The organism is Aequorivita sediminis (assembly GCF_032080575.2).
Classification (GTDB): Bacteria; Bacteroidota; Bacteroidia; order Flavobacteriales; family Flavobacteriaceae; genus Aequorivita; species Aequorivita sediminis.
The window spans coordinates 80,842-101,571 of record NZ_JAVLSO020000001.1; the positions used below are offsets into that span (position 1 = coordinate 80,842).

The 20,730-nt window shown below is 35.0% G+C and carries 16 protein-coding genes; 6 read left to right on the top strand and 10 right to left on the bottom strand.

Annotated elements, in window-relative coordinates; translation table 11 throughout:
- Positions 1 to 13 precede the first annotated feature (13 nt).
- The 6 genes from RT250_RS00380 to miaA are packed head-to-tail and all read left to right on the top strand — an operon-like array spanning position 14 to position 6,096.
- A complete protein-coding gene (locus tag RT250_RS00380) occupies positions 14 to 904 on the top strand; it encodes a 3-hydroxybutyryl-CoA dehydrogenase (RefSeq protein WP_313111084.1) in 891 nt (296 codons plus the stop codon).
- Between the two features lie 46 nt (positions 905 to 950).
- On the top strand, positions 951 to 2,189 hold the full coding sequence (locus tag RT250_RS00385) for a DUF1015 domain-containing protein (RefSeq protein ID WP_313111085.1): 1,239 nt from the start codon (positions 951 to 953) through the stop codon (positions 2,187 to 2,189).
- Positions 2,190 to 2,233: 44 nt separating this feature from the next.
- The gene (locus RT250_RS00390; protein ID WP_313111087.1) at positions 2,234 to 2,887 is read left to right on the top strand and encodes a YggS family pyridoxal phosphate-dependent enzyme; all 654 of its coding nucleotides are present in this window, start codon (positions 2,234 to 2,236) and stop codon (positions 2,885 to 2,887) included.
- Positions 2,888 to 2,922: 35 nt separating this feature from the next.
- Entirely contained in the window at positions 2,923 to 4,305 is a 1,383-nt protein-coding gene (locus RT250_RS00395) for an exonuclease domain-containing protein (protein ID WP_313111089.1), read from the top strand.
- 32 nt (positions 4,306 to 4,337) lie between these two features.
- On the top strand, positions 4,338 to 5,192 hold the full coding sequence (locus tag RT250_RS00400; RefSeq protein ID WP_313111090.1) for an ion transporter: 855 nt from the start codon (positions 4,338 to 4,340) through the stop codon (positions 5,190 to 5,192).
- Positions 5,179 to 6,096: a tRNA (adenosine(37)-N6)-dimethylallyltransferase MiaA gene (miaA, locus tag RT250_RS00405; RefSeq protein ID WP_313111091.1), complete on the top strand. Its 918-nt coding sequence runs from the start codon at positions 5,179 to 5,181 to the stop codon at positions 6,094 to 6,096. Before RT250_RS00400 ends, miaA begins: the two co-directional genes overlap by 14 nt.
- A 37-nt stretch (positions 6,097 to 6,133) precedes the next feature.
- Here the strand turns inward: miaA and RT250_RS00410 are convergent, their stop codons facing one another.
- The 10 genes from RT250_RS00410 to coaBC all read right to left on the bottom strand — a co-directional run bounded on the left by RT250_RS00410 (position 6,134) and on the right by coaBC (position 20,713).
- Positions 6,134 to 6,850, bottom strand: coding sequence for a response regulator transcription factor (locus tag RT250_RS00410; RefSeq protein WP_139855135.1), 717 nt, complete (start codon positions 6,848 to 6,850; stop codon positions 6,134 to 6,136).
- A gap of 4 nt (positions 6,851 to 6,854) precedes the next feature.
- The gene (locus tag RT250_RS00415; protein ID WP_313111094.1) at positions 6,855 to 8,378 is read right to left on the bottom strand and encodes a sensor histidine kinase; all 1,524 of its coding nucleotides are present in this window, start codon (positions 8,376 to 8,378) and stop codon (positions 6,855 to 6,857) included.
- A 121-nt stretch (positions 8,379 to 8,499) separates the two neighbouring features.
- A complete protein-coding gene (gene coaE / locus RT250_RS00420; protein ID WP_313111096.1) occupies positions 8,500 to 9,075 on the bottom strand; it encodes a dephospho-CoA kinase in 576 nt (191 codons plus the stop codon).
- Between the two features lie 13 nt (positions 9,076 to 9,088).
- Positions 9,089 to 10,039, bottom strand: a complete 951-nt coding sequence (locus RT250_RS00425; RefSeq protein WP_313111098.1) for a CdaR family protein — start codon at positions 10,037 to 10,039, stop codon at positions 9,089 to 9,091.
- A 26-nt stretch (positions 10,040 to 10,065) separates the two neighbouring features.
- Positions 10,066 to 11,067, bottom strand: a complete 1,002-nt coding sequence (locus RT250_RS00430) for a glycosyltransferase family 2 protein (RefSeq protein ID WP_313111100.1) — start codon at positions 11,065 to 11,067, stop codon at positions 10,066 to 10,068.
- Between the two features lie 75 nt (positions 11,068 to 11,142).
- Positions 11,143 to 15,798, bottom strand: coding sequence for a GEVED domain-containing protein (locus RT250_RS00435; protein WP_313111102.1), 4,656 nt, complete (start codon positions 15,796 to 15,798; stop codon positions 11,143 to 11,145).
- 148 nt (positions 15,799 to 15,946) lie between these two features.
- Positions 15,947 to 16,765, bottom strand: a complete 819-nt coding sequence (locus RT250_RS00440) for an enoyl-ACP reductase FabI (RefSeq protein WP_165147387.1) — start codon at positions 16,763 to 16,765, stop codon at positions 15,947 to 15,949.
- 81 nt (positions 16,766 to 16,846) lie between these two features.
- Complete coding sequence (gene recN / locus RT250_RS00445) at positions 16,847 to 18,499, bottom strand: DNA repair protein RecN (RefSeq protein ID WP_313111104.1); 1,653 nt, start codon at positions 18,497 to 18,499, stop codon at positions 16,847 to 16,849.
- A gap of 104 nt (positions 18,500 to 18,603) precedes the next feature.
- Complete coding sequence (porD, locus tag RT250_RS00450; RefSeq protein ID WP_313111106.1) at positions 18,604 to 19,494, bottom strand: type IX secretion system protein PorD; 891 nt, start codon at positions 19,492 to 19,494, stop codon at positions 18,604 to 18,606.
- Positions 19,487 to 20,713, bottom strand: a complete 1,227-nt coding sequence (coaBC, locus tag RT250_RS00455) for a bifunctional phosphopantothenoylcysteine decarboxylase/phosphopantothenate--cysteine ligase CoaBC (RefSeq protein ID WP_313111108.1) — start codon at positions 20,711 to 20,713, stop codon at positions 19,487 to 19,489. The genes porD and coaBC overlap by 8 nt, the downstream gene beginning before the upstream one ends.
- Positions 20,714 to 20,730 lie beyond the last annotated feature (17 nt).

Genomic DNA, 20,730 nt, shown 5'->3' on the forward strand with positions numbered 1-20,730 from the left:
CTAATATTATAAAATGAAAAATATAGCAGTAATAGGTGCAGGAACAATGGGCAATGGTATCGCTCACACTTTCGCACAATTCGATTTTAAAGTAAACCTAATTGATATTTCACAAGAATCTCTAGACAGAGGTATAGCAACTATCACTAAAAACTTGGATAGAATGGTTGCAAAAGATAAAATTTCGGAAGAAGACAAATCACGTACGCTTAACAACATTACAACTTTTACCGATTTAGAAAAAGGCGTAAAGGCAACAGACTTGGTTGTAGAAGCAGCTACAGAAAACGTAGATTTAAAACTTAAGATTTTCCGCGATTTAGAGAGTTTTTGCGACGAGGATACTATACTAGCAAGTAATACATCTTCAATTTCAATCACTCAGATTGCTGCAGTAACTAAAAGACCTGAAAAAGTAATTGGTATGCACTTTATGAATCCTGTGCCAATTATGAAGTTGGTTGAAATCATTAAAGGATATAGCACTAGCCAAGAAACCTTCAAGCTTATTGAAGACCTTTCTAAAAAGTTGAGCAAAGTTCCTGTTGAAGTTAACGATTATCCAGGCTTTGTAGCAAACCGTATTTTAATGCCAATGATTAATGAAGCCATAGAAACACTTTACAATGGTGTAGCTGGCGTTAAGGAAATAGATACAGTAATGATGCTAGGAATGGCGCACCCAATGGGGCCTTTAGCTTTGGCCGATTTTATTGGTCTTGATGTTTGCCTGTCGATCTTAAACGTGATGTACGACGGATTTAAAAACCCTAAATACGCACCTTGTCCATTATTGGTGAATATGGTTATGGCTGGAAAGCTAGGAGCTAAAAGCGGGGAAGGATTTTACAACTATAGCGAAAACAGAAAAGCAGAAGTTGTCGCTGCTATGTTTTCAAAATAGCATTAAAACATTCTGCTAATTACAAATATTCATTGAATTATAATAAATGGCCAAAATTATTCCCTTTAAAGCTGTTCGCCCAACACGGGACAAAGTGAGTCTACTCGCCGCCCGCTCGTATGAAAGCTATACAGCTCTACAGGTAGAGTCGCGACTACGAGATAATCCATTTTCGTTTTTACATATTGTAAACCCCGGGTTTAGATATCACAAGGAGATTTCTGGAGAAGAGCGTTATGGCTTGGTGAAAAATCGGTATTTAGAATTTAAAGAAGATGGTATTTTTATGCAGGACGAAAAGCCTTCCTTTTACATTTATAAAATTGTAAATCGTGATGGCTTAGTTTTTAATGGATTTGTGGGTGCAACGAGTGTTCAAGATTATGAAAACAACATAATTAAAAAGCACGAAGATACACTTGAATACCGAGAAGTAGCTTTTAAGGAGTATTTAAAAACTGTAGGGTTTAATGCTGAAGCTGTACTCCTCACCTATCCAAATAATCAGGAGTTAACAGACATTAAAAAGTTGGTGATGCAAAACAGACCCGAGTATGAGTTTACAACAACATACCGAGACACGCATTACCTATGGAATGTAGATGATGAGGAGCTTTTGAAAAAAATTCAGGACATCTTTGAAAAAATTCCATCGTTGTATATAGCAGACGGACATCACCGTTCGGCATCTTCTTATCTTTTAGCGAAAGATTTAAAAGAAGAAAACCCGCATCACACTGGAGAGGAACCATATAATTTTTTTATGAGTTACCTCATTCCTGAAAGCGATTTAAAAATATATGAATTTAATAGGTTAGTTAAAGACTTAAATGGATTGACAAAACAAGAGTTTTTAATAAAGCTCGATGAATATTTTAGAATCGAAAACCGAGGGATGGAATACTACAAACCATCTCAAGTAAATCATTTCAGCATGTATTTAGACGGGGAGTTTTATTCACTTCACCTTCGTAAAAGCAAATATAAAATTACAAATGCTCTTGATGCTTTAGATACACATATTTTATATGTTACCATTTTAAATCCTATTTTAGGGATTGACGATTTACGAAAAGATAAACGCATTGAATATTCACACGGTAAAAAGGATTTAGCTTATGTTAAAACGGTTGTAGATTCAGGGGAATTTTCTGTAGGTTTCGGAGTACTACCTGTTACTACAGAAGAAATGCGGAAAATAGCAGATGAAGGCTTAAAAATGCCTCCCAAAAGCACATATATTGAACCAAAACTCAGAAGCGGAGTTACGGTTTATGAATTCTAATTACATTTGAAATAAAGAGGGAAAGTTTAAGAAGAAAGAGAAAAATGATTTCAGAAAATTTAAAGAATTTAAAAAGTAAGTTACCTAACAATGTAACCTTAATAGCGGTTTCCAAAACAAAACCTGTATCAGATTTGATGCAAGCCTACAATGCTGGTCATAAAGTTTTTGGTGAAAATAAAGTTCAAGAATTGGAGGCTAAATGGCAAGAAATGCCAAAAGACATCCAATGGCATATGATTGGACATCTACAACGTAACAAAGTAAAGTATATAGCTCCATTTGTAAACTTAATTCACGCGGTTGACAGCCTAAGGCTTTTAAAAGAAATAAACAAACAAGCCAAAAAAAATGAAAGGGTTATTGACTGTTTGCTTCAAATAAAAATTGCAGAAGAAGACAGTAAATTTGGAATGGATATAGCCGATGCAGCTGCATTACTAAACTCTGATGAATTGCAAAGTTTTAAAAATGTGAAAATTGTTGGTTTGATGGGAATGGCAACATTTACTGACGACGAAAAGCAAATTACACAAGAGTTTCAGAGACTAAAAAAAGCTTTTGACCAATTCAAAATTGCAAATTCAGAATTGAAAATCTTGAGCATGGGAATGAGTGGTGACTACAAGATTGCAATCGAGAATGGCAGCAATATGGTGCGTGTTGGTAGTGCTATATTTGGCGAAAGAAACTATTAGCACAAAATTAAATTATTGAATAGTAAGAAAAGTAGATGTACGCAATTTTAGATATAGAAACGACGGGAGGAAAATACAATGAAGAAGGTATTACAGAGATTGCTATCTATAGGTTTGATGGTCATGAAATAGTTGACCAGTTTTCAAGCTTAATTAATCCCGAAAGACCCATTCAGCCTTTTGTGGTTAACCTAACAGGAATCAACAATGAGATGTTACGCCAAGCACCAAAATTTTATGAAGTAGCCAAACGTATCATTGAAATAACAGACGATTGTATTTTAGTAGCGCACAACGCACTTTTCGACAATAGAATATTAACCACAGAGTTTGATCGTTTAGGTTACCCTTTTGAAAAACAAACGCTTTGTACTGTTGAATTGGCAAAAAAGTTAATTCCAGATATGCCTTCCTATAGCTTAGGGAAATTAGTACGTGCATTAGGAATTCCACTTACGGATCGCCATCGCGCTCAAGGGGATGCAAAAGCAACAGTTTCACTTTTCAAAATGTTGTTAGCGAAGGATACTTCAAAGCAAATTATTAGCGAAACAGTTCGAAAGGATCCAAAGAAAAAAATAGATTCCAAATTACTCAATCTTGTAGAAAACATTCCTTCAGAAGTCGGTGTTTACTATATGCTAAATGAAGCGGGGGATGTTATTTATATTGGAAAGAGCAAAAACATCAAGAAAAGACTTAGCCAACATTTTACTAGCGAAAATCGAAAGTCGAAAAGAATTCAACAGCAAGTTAAATCGGTTAGCTTTGAAAAAACAGGAAGTGAACTAATAGCGCTTTTAAAAGAATCTGAAGAAATTAGGCATATTAAACCTAGGTTTAATCGCGCCCTTCGCAGAACTTCGTATACACATCAGCTAACTTCATTTGTTGATGAAAACGGTTATATAAATTTAAGTATTGAAAAAGCAGATGGTCGTAAAAAGGCTATAATTACGTTTAACAATTTTCAACAGGCAAAATCTGAACTTTTTAAAATTACTGAAGACTTTAACCTTTGTCAAAAGCTCAATGGTCTTTACGATTCTAAAAATCAATGTTTTAACTACACAATTAAGGAGTGTTATGGGGCTTGTATTAATAAAGAGCCAGCCGAAGAATACAATGTACGAGTTAAAGCATTTCTAGAAAAGAAAAGCTTTGAAAACCAAAACATGCTGATAATCGATCGCGGGCGAGATGTAGAAGAGCGCGCTGTTGTTTTAATTGAAGATGGCAAATATAAAGGTTATGGATTTTACAACTTAAACCATCAAATTAATAACCCTGAAATATTAAAGACTATTATCAATCCGATGGAAAACAATCGAGATGCACAACATATAATTCAGAGTTATTTAAGAAGTAAAAAAGTACTTAAAACAGTGAATTTTTCAACTAACTCGATTAATAAGTAATCATTGCTTATTTTTATAGTTCAGATATTTATATGAAACCATCTAATAAAAAATCTTGGCGCTACAGACTACACGAAATTATCTATGAGGCAGATACACCAATGGGGAAGCTTTTCGACATAACGCTCCTCATTCTCATACTTTTAAGTGTATTAATTGTAATGTTGGAGAGCGTTAAGTCTATAGACTTAAAGTATCACGAGTTATTTTATATAATTGAATGGACGATTACTATCTTTTTCACGATAGAATATATAGCGCGAATAATATCGGTAAAAAAGCCTAAGCATTATATATTTAGTTTTTATGGAATAATAGATTTTTTATCTACAATTCCTCTATACCTTTCATTCATTCTAGTAGGCAGTAATTATTTATTAACTGTTAGAGCTTTACGACTATTACGTGTTTTTAGAATCTTGAAAATAACCCGTTATATAGGAGAAGGAAATAAACTTAAAAAGGCTTTAATAGAGAGCAGGCCTAAAATTTTTATTTTCATTTTTGCAGTTCTTATTGTAGCAACTATTGCTGGAACCTTAATGTACTTAATTGAAGGAGAAGCAAGTGGTTTTGAAAATATCCCAGTAAGTATTTATTGGTGTATTGTAACCTTAACCACCGTAGGCTTTGGTGATATAGCTCCGGTAACACCCGCTGGAAGATTTTTAGCAACTTTAATAATGATACTTGGTTATGGTGTAATAGCCGTTCCTACAGGTATTGTAAGTGCTCAATATGTAAGAAAAATTCCTGATGATTACGTTCACGTAAATACATTATCTTGTAGAAATTGCCTAGAACAAAAGCACAGAGATGACGCAGAATTCTGCCATAAATGTGGGCACAATCTTAATGAAGAATTAAATCAAATTGAAAACACATAATAACCCATTGCTTATTTGTGTAGTTGGTCCAACAGCTATCGGAAAAACGGCAATGGCAATAAAACTTGCTCAAGCCTTTTCTGCTGAAATAATTTCGGCAGATTCTCGACAGTTTTTTAAGGAAATGTTCATTGGAACAGCTGTGCCTTCGCATGAGGAACTGGCGGCCGTTCCGCATCATTTTATTCAAAATAAAAGCATTTTTGAAGATTATTCCGTAGGTGATTTTGAAAGAGAAGCAATTGCTTTTTTAGATGAGTATTTCACATATAAGAATATTGCAATAATGGTTGGAGGGTCTGGATTATATGTAGATGCCGTAGTGAATGGTTTGGATCATTTTCCTGAAGTACCTGCAGAAGTAAGAGAAAAACTGAATTCTGAGCTCGATGAGAATGGAATAGAACACTTACAAAGGGAACTTAAAAAAACAGATGCTATCTATTATGAAAAAGTAGATATCAACAACCCGCATAGGTTAATACGCGCTCTAGAAATTTATAGATTTACGGAAAAACCATATTCTTCCTTTTTAAAAAAAGATACTATTAAAAGAAATTTTGACACTATAATTATTGGCTTAGAAGCCGAAAGAGAAATAGTTTACGACCGTATAAATCTACGTGTTGATAATATGATTTCTGAGGGACTTATTGAAGAGGCTCAACAACTGTTTAAACACAAGGATAGAAATGCGCTTCAAACGGTAGGGTATCGAGAGCTTTTTGAATACTTCGAAAACAATCTTTCTAAGGAAGAAGCAATTTCAGAAATAAAGAAAAACACACGCCGATTTGCAAAGAGACAAAAAACATGGTTTAAAAAAAACAAAGATATTCATTGGTTTGATTATAAAACAGACGCAATTGAAATCATCAATTTTATAAATGAAAAAAACGCCTAATAAAGGCGTTTTTTTACACATATCTTACTCTAAAATACTAGTTGTCTACTTCGCTTTTTACAACTAAACGGAACCCTTCACCGTGGATGTTAATGATTTCAACATCCTCATCTTTTCCGATGTATTTACGCAGTTTTGCAATATATACATCCATACTTCTTGATGTGAAATAGTTGTCATCTCTCCAGATTTTAGTAAGTGCCAATTCACGCGGCATTAAATCGTTTTTATGTAAAGCCAAAAGCCTTAATAATTCATTTTCTTTGGGAGATAATTTAATTGGAGACTCCTCTTTATACGTTAAGAAACGCAACTTCGAATTAAGGTGGAAATTACCAATCTCGAATTCAAACTGTTTACTGTCTGCAATACTATCTGTAGCTTTTCTTTGAATAATCGCTTTTATTTTCATTAAAAGCACCTCACTATCAAATGGCTTATTTAGATAATCGTCTGCCCCCACTTTATATCCTTTAAGCACATCTTCTTTCATAGCTTTTGCTGTTAAGAAAATAATTGGAACATCTTCGTTTTTTTCACGAATTTCCTTCGCTAATGTAAATCCGTCTTTATACGGCATCATTACGTCAAGTATGCAGAGATCAAAATCGTCTTTTTTAAATTTCTCGAAACCTTCCATCCCATTTTTGGCGTGAGTAACGTTATAATCATTCATTGCCAAATAGTCCTTTAATACTGTTCCAAAATTTGGATCGTCTTCCACTAGAAGGATCTTTTTGTTTTCTGTTTCCATAATTCTAAGATATTAAGTGTAATTTTATTATAAATGTGCTGCCTTTTCCTTTTTCACTTTCAACATAAATTTCGGCATCGTGATCATCCAAAATTCGTTTTACGTAAGCTAGACCTAGGCCATGTCCTTTTACGTTGTGTATATCGCCAGTATGTTCTCTGTAAAATTTCTCAAAAATTCTCTTTTGTACTGCCTTTGACATCCCAGTACCTTGATCACGGATTTTAAGAATCACACTATTTTTTACGTTTTCTGAGTAGATGTCAATTTTAGGTTCGTCATCAGAATATTTTACTGCGTTATCTAAAAGATTTACAATAACATTTGTTAAATGCGATTCATTAGCCAAAACTGCAGACTTAAGCGCTCCGTAATGCGTTTTTATATAACCTCCTCTATCTTCAACAATTAAACTTACGTGGCTAATTGCATCCTCTACTACTTCTTGAAGATTAACACGTTCTTTTGGCAGGTCCAACTCATTCTTTTCTAGTTTTGAAATTCGAAGAACATTTTCAACTTGCGCGTGCATCCTTTTATTTTCTTCTCTTATCATCCCTAAATAACGCTCTAGAAACTCTTTATTATCCTTTACTTTGGGATTTTTAAGTGAGTCTAATGCAAGATTAATAGTTGCAATTGGCGTTTTAAACTCGTGAGTCATATTATTTATAAAATCTGTCTTAATCTGAGAGATTTGTCGTTGTTTATAAATTTGAGAAATCGCACTAGAATAAGCAAGAATAATAACTGCAGTAAACACCAAGGAAAGGATTGCCATTCCTAAAATACTATTCCAGACAAGCTTTTCTTTTCCTGAAAAGTTTACATATAACTCGTAGCTGGCTTTATTGCTATTTTCAAAGAGCGGAACCATGTAAGTGCTTTCTTCATTATACTTAAAGTTTTTAGTTCTTACTTTGGTTTCTATTTCGTTACTATAAACAGCAAATTCGAACTTGGTATTCAATCCTCGTTCTTTTAATTCATTATTTAATAAATCCTTTATTTCGGAAACACTTATTCTTTTATAAATTGGAGTAAGTGTATTAATTGTACTTACAAAATTTTCGAATTGCTTTTGTTCATAATCCTTTAATCTAGAAAAAGATTCAACACGTGTTTCGGAAACTGTATTTCCATCTATTCCAGATGATAATTTAGTTTGCGTTTTGCGATTTGTTAGTTTTCTAAACTGAATCGAATCAGTATCTAAATTTAATAGTCCTGAAGAAAGCTTAAAGTCTTGTTCTAATATACCATCAGTAAAAATGTATGTTTCATTCGTTGTTTTATTCTGAATCTTATAAGCCAACTCAGTGAAACTAACATTGTCTGGCACTTTAATGCTATCTACATATGGCATATAAAGCTTGTAATAAGCCTCAGTTTCCTTTAGTTTAATTTCCTTAGCTACCGTCAAAAGCACTTGCTTTGCAGTAATTGTAAATTGATCAGCCTTAGTACTATATGCATTAGAAATCCAATAGCCCTGTACAAAAACTATCCCTAATAAAGAGAGGCTCATTAGAGCTATGAGTAAAACAAATAGCTTTTTGTTCATGGCCTCAAAAATAAGATTTTAACATTTAGCTCATTGTTCATTTAACCAAATGTTAACAAAAGAAAAGGCTAGATTTAACGTGGGTTTAACTAAGGGACAAATGAATTTGGTTTACTAAATTCTGAGTGTCTTCTAAATCAATGTTTTCGATAATAAAATCGGCCAATTTTTTCTTTTTAGAATCGGGCCATTGATTTTTAATTCGATCTTGTACTTGGCTTTTTGTAGTTCCATCGCGCATCATTACGCGGGCTATTCTTTCTTCCTCGGGAGCTGTCACTAATATTACTAAATCACAGTTTTTATAACTGCCATTTTCAAAAAGAATAGCGGCTTCCTTGATAACGTAATCACTTGTTTGTTCTTCTAGCCATTTTTGGAAGTGAATGCCAACTTGTGGGTGAATAATTGCATTAACCGCTTCTAACAATTCCTTATCATTAAAGATCTTTTCTGCGACGAATTTACGGTTTAACTCATCATTTTGATAGGCTTCTTTCCCAAGTAAATCTGTAAGTTTTTGGCGAATTATAGGCGATGAATTTGTTAATTTTTTCGCTTCATTATCAGCGATATAAACTGGCACACCTAAAGCAGCAAACATTTTTAAAACAGTTGTTTTGCCGCTGCCAATACCTCCAGTAAGACCAACTACTTTCATTTATACTATTACTTTATTTTACGATTAAAAGATCGATTTTTTTAGGTTCGAAAACTATATTGTAAACATTTTCTGGCTTAGATTCTAAGAACGGAATCATAAACTTCCCCTCTTTATTCATTTTTGAATAATCGCAAATAACCCTAAACTTATCTTTGGTAAGCTCGGCAAACTCATCGACAGAAACGTCAAATTTTAGTGTGATTGTAGAGGGCACTAATTTAATTTCAATATTAGGCGGTAGATTTACGATTTCTACCGGTAATGTAAATTCTCCTTGTGAAAATTCTGCAACTTTTAGATTTGCAGTAACCTCTTGTGGCTTAACAGCAATAACATCCTCTGATGGTTTACTTATAGCTACTTTTCTAGAAATATCTCTATCTACATTTTTTATTTCAATAGGCTCTGTCTGAACGTATTTTAATTCATTTATAATCTTTTTAGGACCAGATATTAACACAGAATCGGGCGTAAATTTTAATGAGTCAACGGCTTTAAATCCATTTTTATACGAAATAGACGTTAAGGCTTTAATTGGAACTCTCTTAAGTACAATTGGGTCTAACTGGACTTTTAAGTCTTCAATAGACAGGTTTTTGATAGCTCTGCTACTTCCAAATTTTAATCCTATTAGTCCTAAGAGGTTCTTGTTAGGTATTTCAAAATTAAACTTATTGTTTTCAAGGTAATCTTCGATATTTATTTCTATTGACGGCTTCTTCACTTTATAATACAAAATTTCAAACCCGTTTGCTGTTAGATCAAAATCGATATCTCGAACTGTATTTTCTGATAAAGTTGTAGTCTCTGGAATATTTGAATATTCAATTTTAGTATTTATTGAAGCTGTAAACTCTCGGCTAAATTTTGTAAAAACCCAAAATATGGTTGCCAGGGTTAAAAAAAGTAAAAAACGCTTAACTTTTTTTTTATTAAGGTTTCTAAAAATTCCCTTGAACATATTTAAGTGATTATTAGTTTATAAAGTTACTTAAAAAATAAAGATGGAAATTGCTCATGTGGATTTTTATTGAGAAGTCCAATAAAAAAACTCGATTTTAAAAACGCCAAACCATACCCAAAAAACTGAATAAATACTGCTATTACAGATAAAGCACCAATATAAACACTTTTATTTTTAATAGATGAGTCAATCAATATCAATACTAGGTAAATTGCTAGTGGTATCCCAAGATAAGGAGATAAAAATAGCGTTCCCAAAATTGAAGCTATAGTAAATAATACAAATAAAGTTGGAAGCCAAAAGGTTATTTTTGCCGATGAAGGATGCCATTTGCTTAATATAGGTCTAACCATACCGAACTTTTTAACCTGAACGTGAAATTTTTTCCAAGAAATTCTTCTTTTGTGATATACATACGCATTTGGGAGGAAAACTGTTTTGTATCCAGCTTTTAAAATTCGTTGTGATAAATCAGGATCTTCGCCGGGATGAATTTTACCGTATCCTCCTGTTTTCTCAAAAACCTCCTTTGAAATTCCCATATTAAAACTCCTTGGTTCAAAAGAGTTTACACTTACTTCGCTACCTCTTATTCCTCCTGTTGTTAAAAAGGATGTCATGGTGTAATTAATAGCTTTTTGCAGTGGTGTAAAGCTTTGGTGCGCTGCATCGGCACCCCCGAAACAATGGTAAAATGAATTTTTTAAAAACTCATCAACCGTAATAAGATAATGCCGTGGCAATATACAATCGGAATCTAATATAATAAAATAATTTCCTTTGGCTCTTTGCATTCCGTAGTTTCGAGATTCTCCAGGGCCAGAGTTCTCTTTAAAATAGTATGAAATATGGAGCTTATTTGAAAACTCATTAACCACCTTCTTCGATGTTATGGTAGATCCATCTTCTACTATTACAATTTCAAAATCCCCTGAATAATCAAGTTCAACAAGACTATTCAATAGCTCTCTAACCTCCTGAGGTCGGTTATATACAGGTATAATAAATGAGTATTTTAACAACATGTGGCAAAGTTACTCAAATAAAAAAAACCACCCGCTTTCGCAGGTGGTCTTTAAATAAAATTAAACTATTAAAACTTAATTTTTAATAACCCTGTAAGTTCCAGTTTGTCCATTAGCAGTTACTCGCATAATGTATGTACCAGTACTAAGGCTTGAAACATCTAATTGTGATGTTGTAGCATTAATTTGGGCATCAATCACTCTTTGTCCTAACATATTGAAAAGAGCAACAGACTCAATGTTGTCTACGCTGTTCATATTCAATATTGTTGTAGTTGGATTCGGATAGAAAGAGAAACCTTCAATAGTATTGTCTGCGATACCTAAGTTGGTTCCATCAATTACTATATCAGTTTCAGCACCATTATTCAATACGAAAACATAATATGCTTGTCCTGCGACAGTATTAATAGATGCAGAAGTACCTGGAGCACATTGGTTAGTATTTTGGTCTACCAATGTAAGATCAGTTTCTACTGCATTTTCGTCAGGTGCAGTATAGAAAGTTACTGAGCTCGCCCCACCTGGAGTTACGATGGTTGCTGTTGCAGTTCCATCTCCAGTTGGCACAAAATTATACCAAACACCATTTGCTCCTGTAAGATCGCATCCATTTGGATTACCATCTTCTGTTGTAGCTGCAGGCATATTAACCTGAGGATCTGTATAAGGGAATCCAATTTCATCTACATCAATAGAGTTAGCAATCTTATCGTTTGGTGGCGGTACTGGTGCACATGTAATATCAGCTTCCCATCCTGAATACGCGAATGACCCATCACTCATAAATACGAAAGTAAGAGCTCCACTTGGATGTGTTGAAGTGAATGGTCCTGGAATAGTACTACCCCAATATCCTCCTGGAGGGAATCCACCTGTTGTACCAGGATTTCCACTAGAAATAATAGGAGCAGTTGCATCAGGTCCATCATAAACATATAATGCATCCCAATTAGCTTCTGTTTCAAATGATAAGAAAGTTACAGTAACAACATCACCAGAAACATCAGGAACTATTGTAGTTGTGATATTTGCAGAGTTGCTATAATCACCATTTGGACCTCCATCATCGTAGAATTTATCTCCACAAGCTGGTGGGGTTGCGAATGTAACAGGTCCTGCATGAGTACTTAAACCATCTACGGTTCCACAGTCTGCAACAACATAGAAGTCATAATTCATTCCACTTGTCAAACCTGTAGCAGTTGCAGAAGTTGTTCCCGAAGGAGTAGTTCCTGTAACTACTGGTGTATCTGTAGTTGGGTTTGCACCCGCATCAAAAATGTACCAAATATAACCATTGCTTGCATTAGGCTCCCCTGTCCACGATAAATCTACAGACGTTGGAGTAATGTTAGTTACAGTAAGGAAAGTTGGTTCAGGACAAGTAGGTGGATCTAAAGTCTCTCCTACAGATGCCCAAGCAACTTGAGTAGTAGCTGCAGTAGTTACGATAGGACCAATTAATGTTGCCATACCTGTACTTAAATCTACTGAGCGCCATTCTGCTTGAAATGTATCACTGTTAAAAGCAGCCATATAAACTGTATCGGTTGTTGGATCCCAAGCCATACCTTGCCCGAAATTAGCAACAAACCCAATATTACCAATTGGTGTTGATGCAGCCGTTGCAAGATCTATTGAGTGGAAGGTATCGGTAACCAAATCATAAGTATATCCTACTCCAGCTCCATCAATTGCAAGAGCAATTGGAAAGTCTGTAGCTGGCATATTCAAAGTTCCAACCATTGTAGAAGTAACCGCTACAGGGTCTATAGTATAAAGGCTATTGCTGTTTAGTGCATAGAGGATTCCAGTAGTTTGGTCGAATTCCATTCCAACCCAGTCTCCAGGGATATTTCCTAGTGGAGTATAAATACCCGTAACAACATCGAAAGAGAAGAAATCACCTCCGTTATCTAACACGTATCCTGTTGTTGGATTTGCAGGGTCGATTGCACCCGCATTTTCAAAATTAACTGTTACTGGAGATGATCCAAAAACTTCAGTATTCTGAGGCGTCGCTACTCCAAAACCTATTAATTCTAGATTTCCATTATTAATACCGTATACGGTAGTTAATGGACCTGGTCCACCACCGCCACCAATTGGCTCACAAGTACCCTCAAAACTATATACACCTTCTAATGTTGAATCAATTACGAATCCACCACCAAGACCATCGTCATAAGCTTCCCCGTATCCAATAACTCCAGCAGTAGAATTTTCCCAGAAAGTATTACTTCCGTCTGTTGGCTCAAGAGACAAACCTATCCAATAAGTCGTATCTGCACCATTTTGTCCAGGTAGATCAACATCAGCAATATCAAGTACTACACTCCAAGCGTCAAACCCAAAGTTACTTCCAATAACTGTTTGTGAATCTGGAACTAAGCTTGTTTGCGAAGTAATTAATGCCCCAGGAGCACCAGAACCATCGTCTGCGTAAATAAATACATCAACATTATCTGCATTCACACCAGAACCTTCAGCTCCAATAAATGCTGTTATTGTAATTGACTCTAAAGTCATGTTCTCACCGTCAGCGACAGTTAAGTCATTAGCCGCAATTCGGCCTAAGTTTTTAAGGAAACTCTTACCATTTTCAAGACCATTACTCGGACCTGTAGTAACACAAGGACCTCCCGTTCCTCCGCCGCCAATTGGCTCACAAGTACCATCGAAGGTATAAACCCCTTCTAATGCTGAATCAACTATGTATCCTCCACCAAGACCATCGTCATAAGCTTCTCCATATCCAATAACTCCGGCAGTAGAATTTTCCCAAAAAGTATTACTTCCGTCTGTTGGCTCAAGTGATACACCTATCCAATAAGTAGTATCTGCACCATTTTGTCCAGGTAGATCAACATCAGCTATATCAAGTACTACACTCCAAGCATCAAATCCAAAGTTACTTCCAATAACTGTTTGTGAATCTGGAACTAAACTTGTTTCTGATGTAATTAATGCTCCAGGAGCGCCAGAACCGTCGTCTGCGTAAATAAATACATCTACATTATCTGCATTCACACCTGAACCTTCAGCTCCAATAAATGCTGTTATTGTGATTGACTCTAAAGTCATATTCTCACCGTCAACTACAGTTAAGTCATGAGCAACAATTCGTCCTAAATTTTTAAGGAAACTCTTTCCGTTTTCAAAACCGTTACTCGGGCCTGTAGTAGCACAAGGACCTCCTGTTCCACCACCACCGGCAGCAGTTACATTAATGGTATAATCTTCGGCTTGTCCATAGCTTGAACCCGGATCACAAGAATCTGTTGCATAGCTAGAGAGAAATTTCTTTATAACTCGCATTCTAGTTGGTCCTTCAAGAACCCCTGCAGGAACATCAATTGTGCCAGTAGCTTGTTGTCCGTCTGTACCATTAGAACCACTTATAGTTCCAATTTCATATCGTTCACTCGCATTATCCAAAATTCCATCTTGATTCCAATCTATAAATACAGTAAAACTATTTGTAAAAGTACCACCTGTATTACCCTCTAAGGCAATTGGATAAGACATTCCTTCTTCCATATCACCGCTAATTGCTGTAAAATCTTCGTGCGCAGGAGACCCATCAATCGTAGCATCAGAAACATTACTAATTCCTGCTACCTCAACCAAGGTAATAGGTTCTACAGCATTGTTAAATTCTATAGGTCCACAATATGGAGCAGGAAAAGATCCTCCACCTCCACCAGAAAGAACTTCAACTTCCCATCCACAAGTATTAACTACTGAAGTGGCATAAAATTCAAAAGTTAAAGCACCTGTTGTAGATGTAAATACTGCTGAACCATTTGCAGCAATCATTCCTGCAAGCTCATCTGTATCGCTATTTAAGTTGCTATCATAAATCTGTGGTGAACTCGTGTCGGGTCCATCATAAATATTTAAATAATCAAAATTTCCAAATACTCTAAATGATAAAAATTCTACAGAAAGATCAGTACCAGTTAATGTAGTAACTGTAGCACAACCACAGTTAGGATAGTCACCCGAATCTCCTGAAGAAGTTGTAGAACAATCCCCACCCGGTCCTCCAGTCGTACCATCAGATGGATCATAAAAGAAATCCCCTGGTACTACTGCAAAAGTTTCCGTTGCACCTGCAGTAGGTACAATTTGAGATAAAACTCTATTTTGAGTAGCCTGGTTTTGAACGTTAAAGTTAGGAGTACCTCTTTGCTGTGCAGCAGCTTCAGCAGCTAAGATCTCAGCTTGCTCTAAAGATGTTAGACCAATAGCATTTTGATATCTTGGAGTACTGCCAACATATCCATTTGCAATGGCCTGTTCTGAAAGGGTAAGCGGTGCATCAGATACTCTTGCATTGTTACCACTGTTAGAAGATTTTTGGTGAAATGGATTCGTGTTTACTCTACCATTTAATCTTGAAAATTCTAAAAGACTATTAGGTGCGTCAGAACTAACATTTGAGTTTACACCTCTTACACTATTTGTAGTGTTATTTTGAGCTTTAAAATAGGAACGTAACATTTGCTGCTCCTCTGTCGTAAAATGATCGGAAATAGAACCACTATACTTCCCGACATTATTATACCTTACCAACAAATCCTGCAAGGAGGAGTTGGATTTTTTCTGGACTTCTGTCTTCGTCGTACTGGTGACAGTCGTCGAAGTAGAAGGCTGAGTAACCTGGGCATTCATCGTAAGCGCAAGCAAGCCGATGAAGCACCCAATGAGAGTACTTTTCTTCATAATTTGATAAGTATTTAGTTAATAATACTTTAAATGTATTTAAAATATTGTTAACAAACAAAAGATACATTAACAAATTTGATGATAAAAAGAAAATCCTGTACAGTTAACTGCACAGGATTGATGATTTAATAAAAAATTAAAATTTTTATTTCCCCTCAACAAAAGCTTCCATTACAGCATCGCTTACTCCCATATTAGAGAAACCACCATCGTTATACAAATTCTGTAGGGTTACTCTTTTGGTAAGATCACTAAACATTGCTACCGTATAATTTGCACAGTCAAGAGCAGTTGCATTTCCTAATGGCGACATTTTATCGGCATAACTCATAAAGCCATCAAAACCTTTTACTCCTTGCCCAGCCGTAGTTGGTGTTGGAGACTGAGAAATTGTGTTTACACGAACCTTTTTATCACGCCCAAAGAAATACCCAAAACTGCGTGCAATACTCTCCAAATAAGCTTTATTGTCGGCCATATCATTATAGTCTGGAAACACACGCTGGGATGCCATATAGGTTAGCGCAATAATACTACCCCACTCATTCATAGCATCTTTCTGATATAACACTTGCATAGTTTTATGAAATGAACCTGCCGAAATATCCCATCCTTTATGCGTAAAGTCGTAATTTTGATTTGTATAATGGTTACCTTTTCGAACGTTTACCGACATCCCTATTGAATGCAATACGAAATCTAATTTACCGCCTAAAATTTCAGTTGCCTTAGTAACTAAATTCTCAAGGTCTTCCAAATTTGTTGCATCTGCTGGAATAACTTCAGAATTTGTTTTTTCAGCAAGTTCTTTTATTTGACCCATACGCAGAGCGATAGGCGCGTTAGTAAGCACAAAGCTACCACCTTCTTCATGTACGCGCTCAGCAGTTTTCCAAGCTATAGAATTTTCGTCAAGAGCTCCAAAGATGATTCCCCGCTTTCCTTTAAGTAAATTATAAGACATATTTTAAATGTTAATAGTTATCAATATATTATAGTGTAATGCTAGTATAAAATTACACACTTTGAATCGTAAAGATACATTTTAATTCAATAATTCTTTGGCATTAGCCATCGCTGCTTCGGTTACTTTTTTGCCACCAAGCATTTGGGCAATTTCTACAATTCGTTCATCTGTATCTAATACCTTAAGATGAGTAGTTGTTATATTTTTTACATCTTCCTTGTAAATCTTAATATGCTGTTCGCCTTTTGCTGCTATTTGCGGTAAATGCGTAATACTAATTAACTGCATTTTATCACCCATATTTCGCATTATTACTGCCATTTTATTAGCTACTTCTCCCGAAACCCCTGTATCTATCTCATCAAAAACAATTGTAGGTAGTTTTTTATACGAAGCTAATACTGCTTTTATTGCAAGCATTATTCTACTCATTTCACCACCGGAAGCAACTTTTCTTAAGGGGCCAAATGCTAAACCTTTATTTGCAGTAAACAATAACTGCAATGAATCGGTACCATTGCCTTTAAAAGTTTCAGAAGCCACAAGCTCAAATTTAAATTGTGCATTCGGCAAACCCAAAGGATCTAGCGTTTCTTCAAGTTTCTTCTTTAAAACTGGAATAGCCTTTTCTCTTTTACTATGAAGCGAATTTGCAGTCTGTAAAGCCTTAGATCGAAGCGTAGATATTTGCTTTTCTAAGTCTTCAATTTCAGCATCTAATCCTAAAGTGGTATTTACTTTTTCTTCAAGATTTTTTTCTATCACAATTAATTCTTCAACTGTAGTAACAGCGTGTTTTTGCTGAAGTTTATATAGTGTTTGTAATTTTTCATTTATCCTAAAAAGTTCTTCAGGATTAGCTTCAATTTTTTCTGAAATATTAGCCGCTTCAGCTCCTATATCTTCAAGTTCCAGAATAACGCTGTTTAAACGCTCCCATAAACTTCCAAATGATGTTGAAAATTCTTTAATCTTACCTAATACTACTCGAGCTTCTTTAGCTGTGGAAATTGAACCAATTTGCTCTTGGTCTAACAACTGATTTACAGTAATAAATGCTTCTTGAATAGATTCGGCATTATTAAGAGTTTCATATTCCTCTTCCAATTCTGCTTGATTGATTTTATCAAGCCCCGCCTGCTGTAACTCGTTATAGAGAAAACTATTGTAATCTAATTCTTTGGCAGCTTCATCCTTTTGGCGTTTTAGCTCCTTTAGTTTTTCTGAAACGTCTTTATAGTCTGAAAACTGTGATTGGTAAGTATTTAATAATTTATCATTTCCAGCTAAAGCATCAATCACCTCCATTTGAAAACTTTCAGAAACCACTTCTAAAGTTTCATTTTGACTATGAATATCTATTAAAAATGGCGATAAAGCCTGAAGTTGAGATAAAGATACTGGCGTATCATTGACAAATGCTCTAGATTTACCACTAGGTAAAATCTCCCTTCGAATAATAGTATGAGAGTCGTAATCTAAATCATTTTCTTCAAAAATGGATTGTAAGTCATAATTTTCAACTGAAAAATGACCTTCAATTATACATTTTTTTGAAGAATCTTTAATGTTGCTTAAATCTGCTCTTTTCCCAAGAAGCATGGCTAAAGCACCTAAAAGTATCGACTTTCCTGCTCCCGTTTCACCAGTTATAATAGTTAATCCCTTTTGAAGATCTACACGTATATCTTCAATAAGCGCATAGTTTTTTATGGCAAGGGTAGTTAACATATTTTAAATGTATGACATTAAAATTAAGTAGTGGGAATTTAAGAAGTTAGATTAAGTAAGAATTAAAATTCTCGCGTTTAACCGTATGTGGTTTAACGCTAACGTTAATACTTAATCTCAGACCAATTACTGCGTTTTGTAGGAGCAAGTCTGTTTAAGTTTTCTACTAGTTTAGTAATATCAACTTTTGGACCTCCACTGAAAACAGCTTGAATTTCATCGGTTTTTGCATCAAAGAAAGTACGAACTAAATATGAATTTGGACGTCTATCGCTAATTCCTTTTAATCTATTAATAGCATCGGCTATAACTTTTTTACCTTCTAATTGATTAGACTCCATTTTATCCATTCCTTCACGGTGATACATATACATTGCATCGTGAAAATCTTTATAAACAGAAGATAATAAAGCATCGTTATAACTATATCTTGTTTGGTTACCATCAGTGGCTTTCCATCCTGAATAACTACTAGAAGCTGCTGTACTCGTTATTTGTTTAGCGATTTCAAAATACGGTTTTCCTCCTTCAGGGCTAAACGTATCGGCATCAAGCCCAATTACTGTATAAACATGAAATGCAATAACCGAAATAAGGTTAGAATCGAATGTGTTAAGGTTTAGTGCTAATGGCTCAAACTCCTTGTATCTAAAGGTAACCTGCTTGTCGTAATAGTTGTAAATAGGACTGTCATATGTAGATCCATAAACAGGTCTTGAAGATTGTATTTGAAGTGTTCCGCTAAAAGTTTCTCCTTCGTAACTATTGATCACCAAGGTCATATTACAATCAATTCTTTCTTGGTTTTTGTAAACTTTATCTGTCCATTTGGTATTGTTTATAAACTCAAGTAATTGACTCTGTAATGTACGAAAAACCTGAAGATTTGGTTGTCCTGTTTTTTCAGCATCAACAGTTACCGTACAATTTAATTCTTGCGCAGTTGCAGGAATTATAATTGCAGTGCATAGTATAAAAAATAATAGTTTACGCATGGATGTTTTGTATAATATATTCTAAAATATCTTTAGCTACTTCTTTTTTAGGTTTAACAGGGAAAGGCAACATTTTATTGTCTTTAGCTATTAAAGTGACTTTATTAGTGTCCGATTTAAAACCAGCACCTTTATCTCTTAGCGAATTTAGCACAATTAAATCTAAATTCTTTTTTTTGAGTTTCGATTTTGCATTTTCTTCTTCGTTTTGAGTTTCCAATGCAAAACCAACTAGAAATTGCTTTTTCTTAATCGCACCAAGTGAGGCAAGTATGTCTTTTGTTTTTGTAAGTTCTATTGTAAGATTATCCGTTTTCTTTTTAATCTTTTCTGAAGAAACTTCTGCGGGTCTGTAATCTGCAACTGCTGCACTTAATATTGCGATATCACTTGTATCAAAATATTTGTGAGCCGCTTGATACATTTCTTCTGCCGAAGTAATACGAATTAATTTTACAAAATCATTTTCTAATTTTAATGCAGATGGCCCAGAAATCAGAACAACCTCCGCTCCTAATTCCGCTGCTGTTTCGGCAATAGAATACCCCATTTTCCCACTAGAGTGGTTTCCTATAAATCGAACTGGATCAATAGCTTCATAGGTTGGACCTGCTGTAATTAGAATTTTTTTAGCGCGAAGCGGAAGCTTTCCAAGAATATCGTTTTCTAAGAAAGAAACAATGTTTTCAGGCTCTGCCATTCTTCCTTGACCTACTAAACCACTCGCAAGTTCGCCAAAAGCAGCAGGAATCTGAATATTCCCAAAACTTTCTAATTTTTCAAAAGTTTGATTTGTAGTTGGGTGTTGGTACATATCCAAATCCATTGCCGGAGCGTAATAAACAGGACATTTTGCAGAAAGATAACAAGCGAGCAACAAATTATCGCAGCCTCCATTTGCCATTTTAGAAAGCGTATTTGCAGTAGCTGGAGCAATCAACATCAAGTCTGCCCAAAGTGCTAACTCGACGTGGTTATTCCACTGTGCTTCACGATTGCTTTCATTGTCAGTTTCTTCAATTGTAAAAGAAGAAAACACTTCGTTTTTAGAAAGCGTGGCAAGCGTTAAAGGTGTAACAAATTCTTTTGCAGAAGAAGTCATTACTACTTTTACGTTAGCTCCTTTTTTAACAAGAAGCCTAACTAAAAAAGCTGCTTTGTACGCGGCAATCCCGCCGGTAATGCCAAGCAAGATATTTTTCCGGTTCAAAACAGACATTATCTAATTTTTCAAAT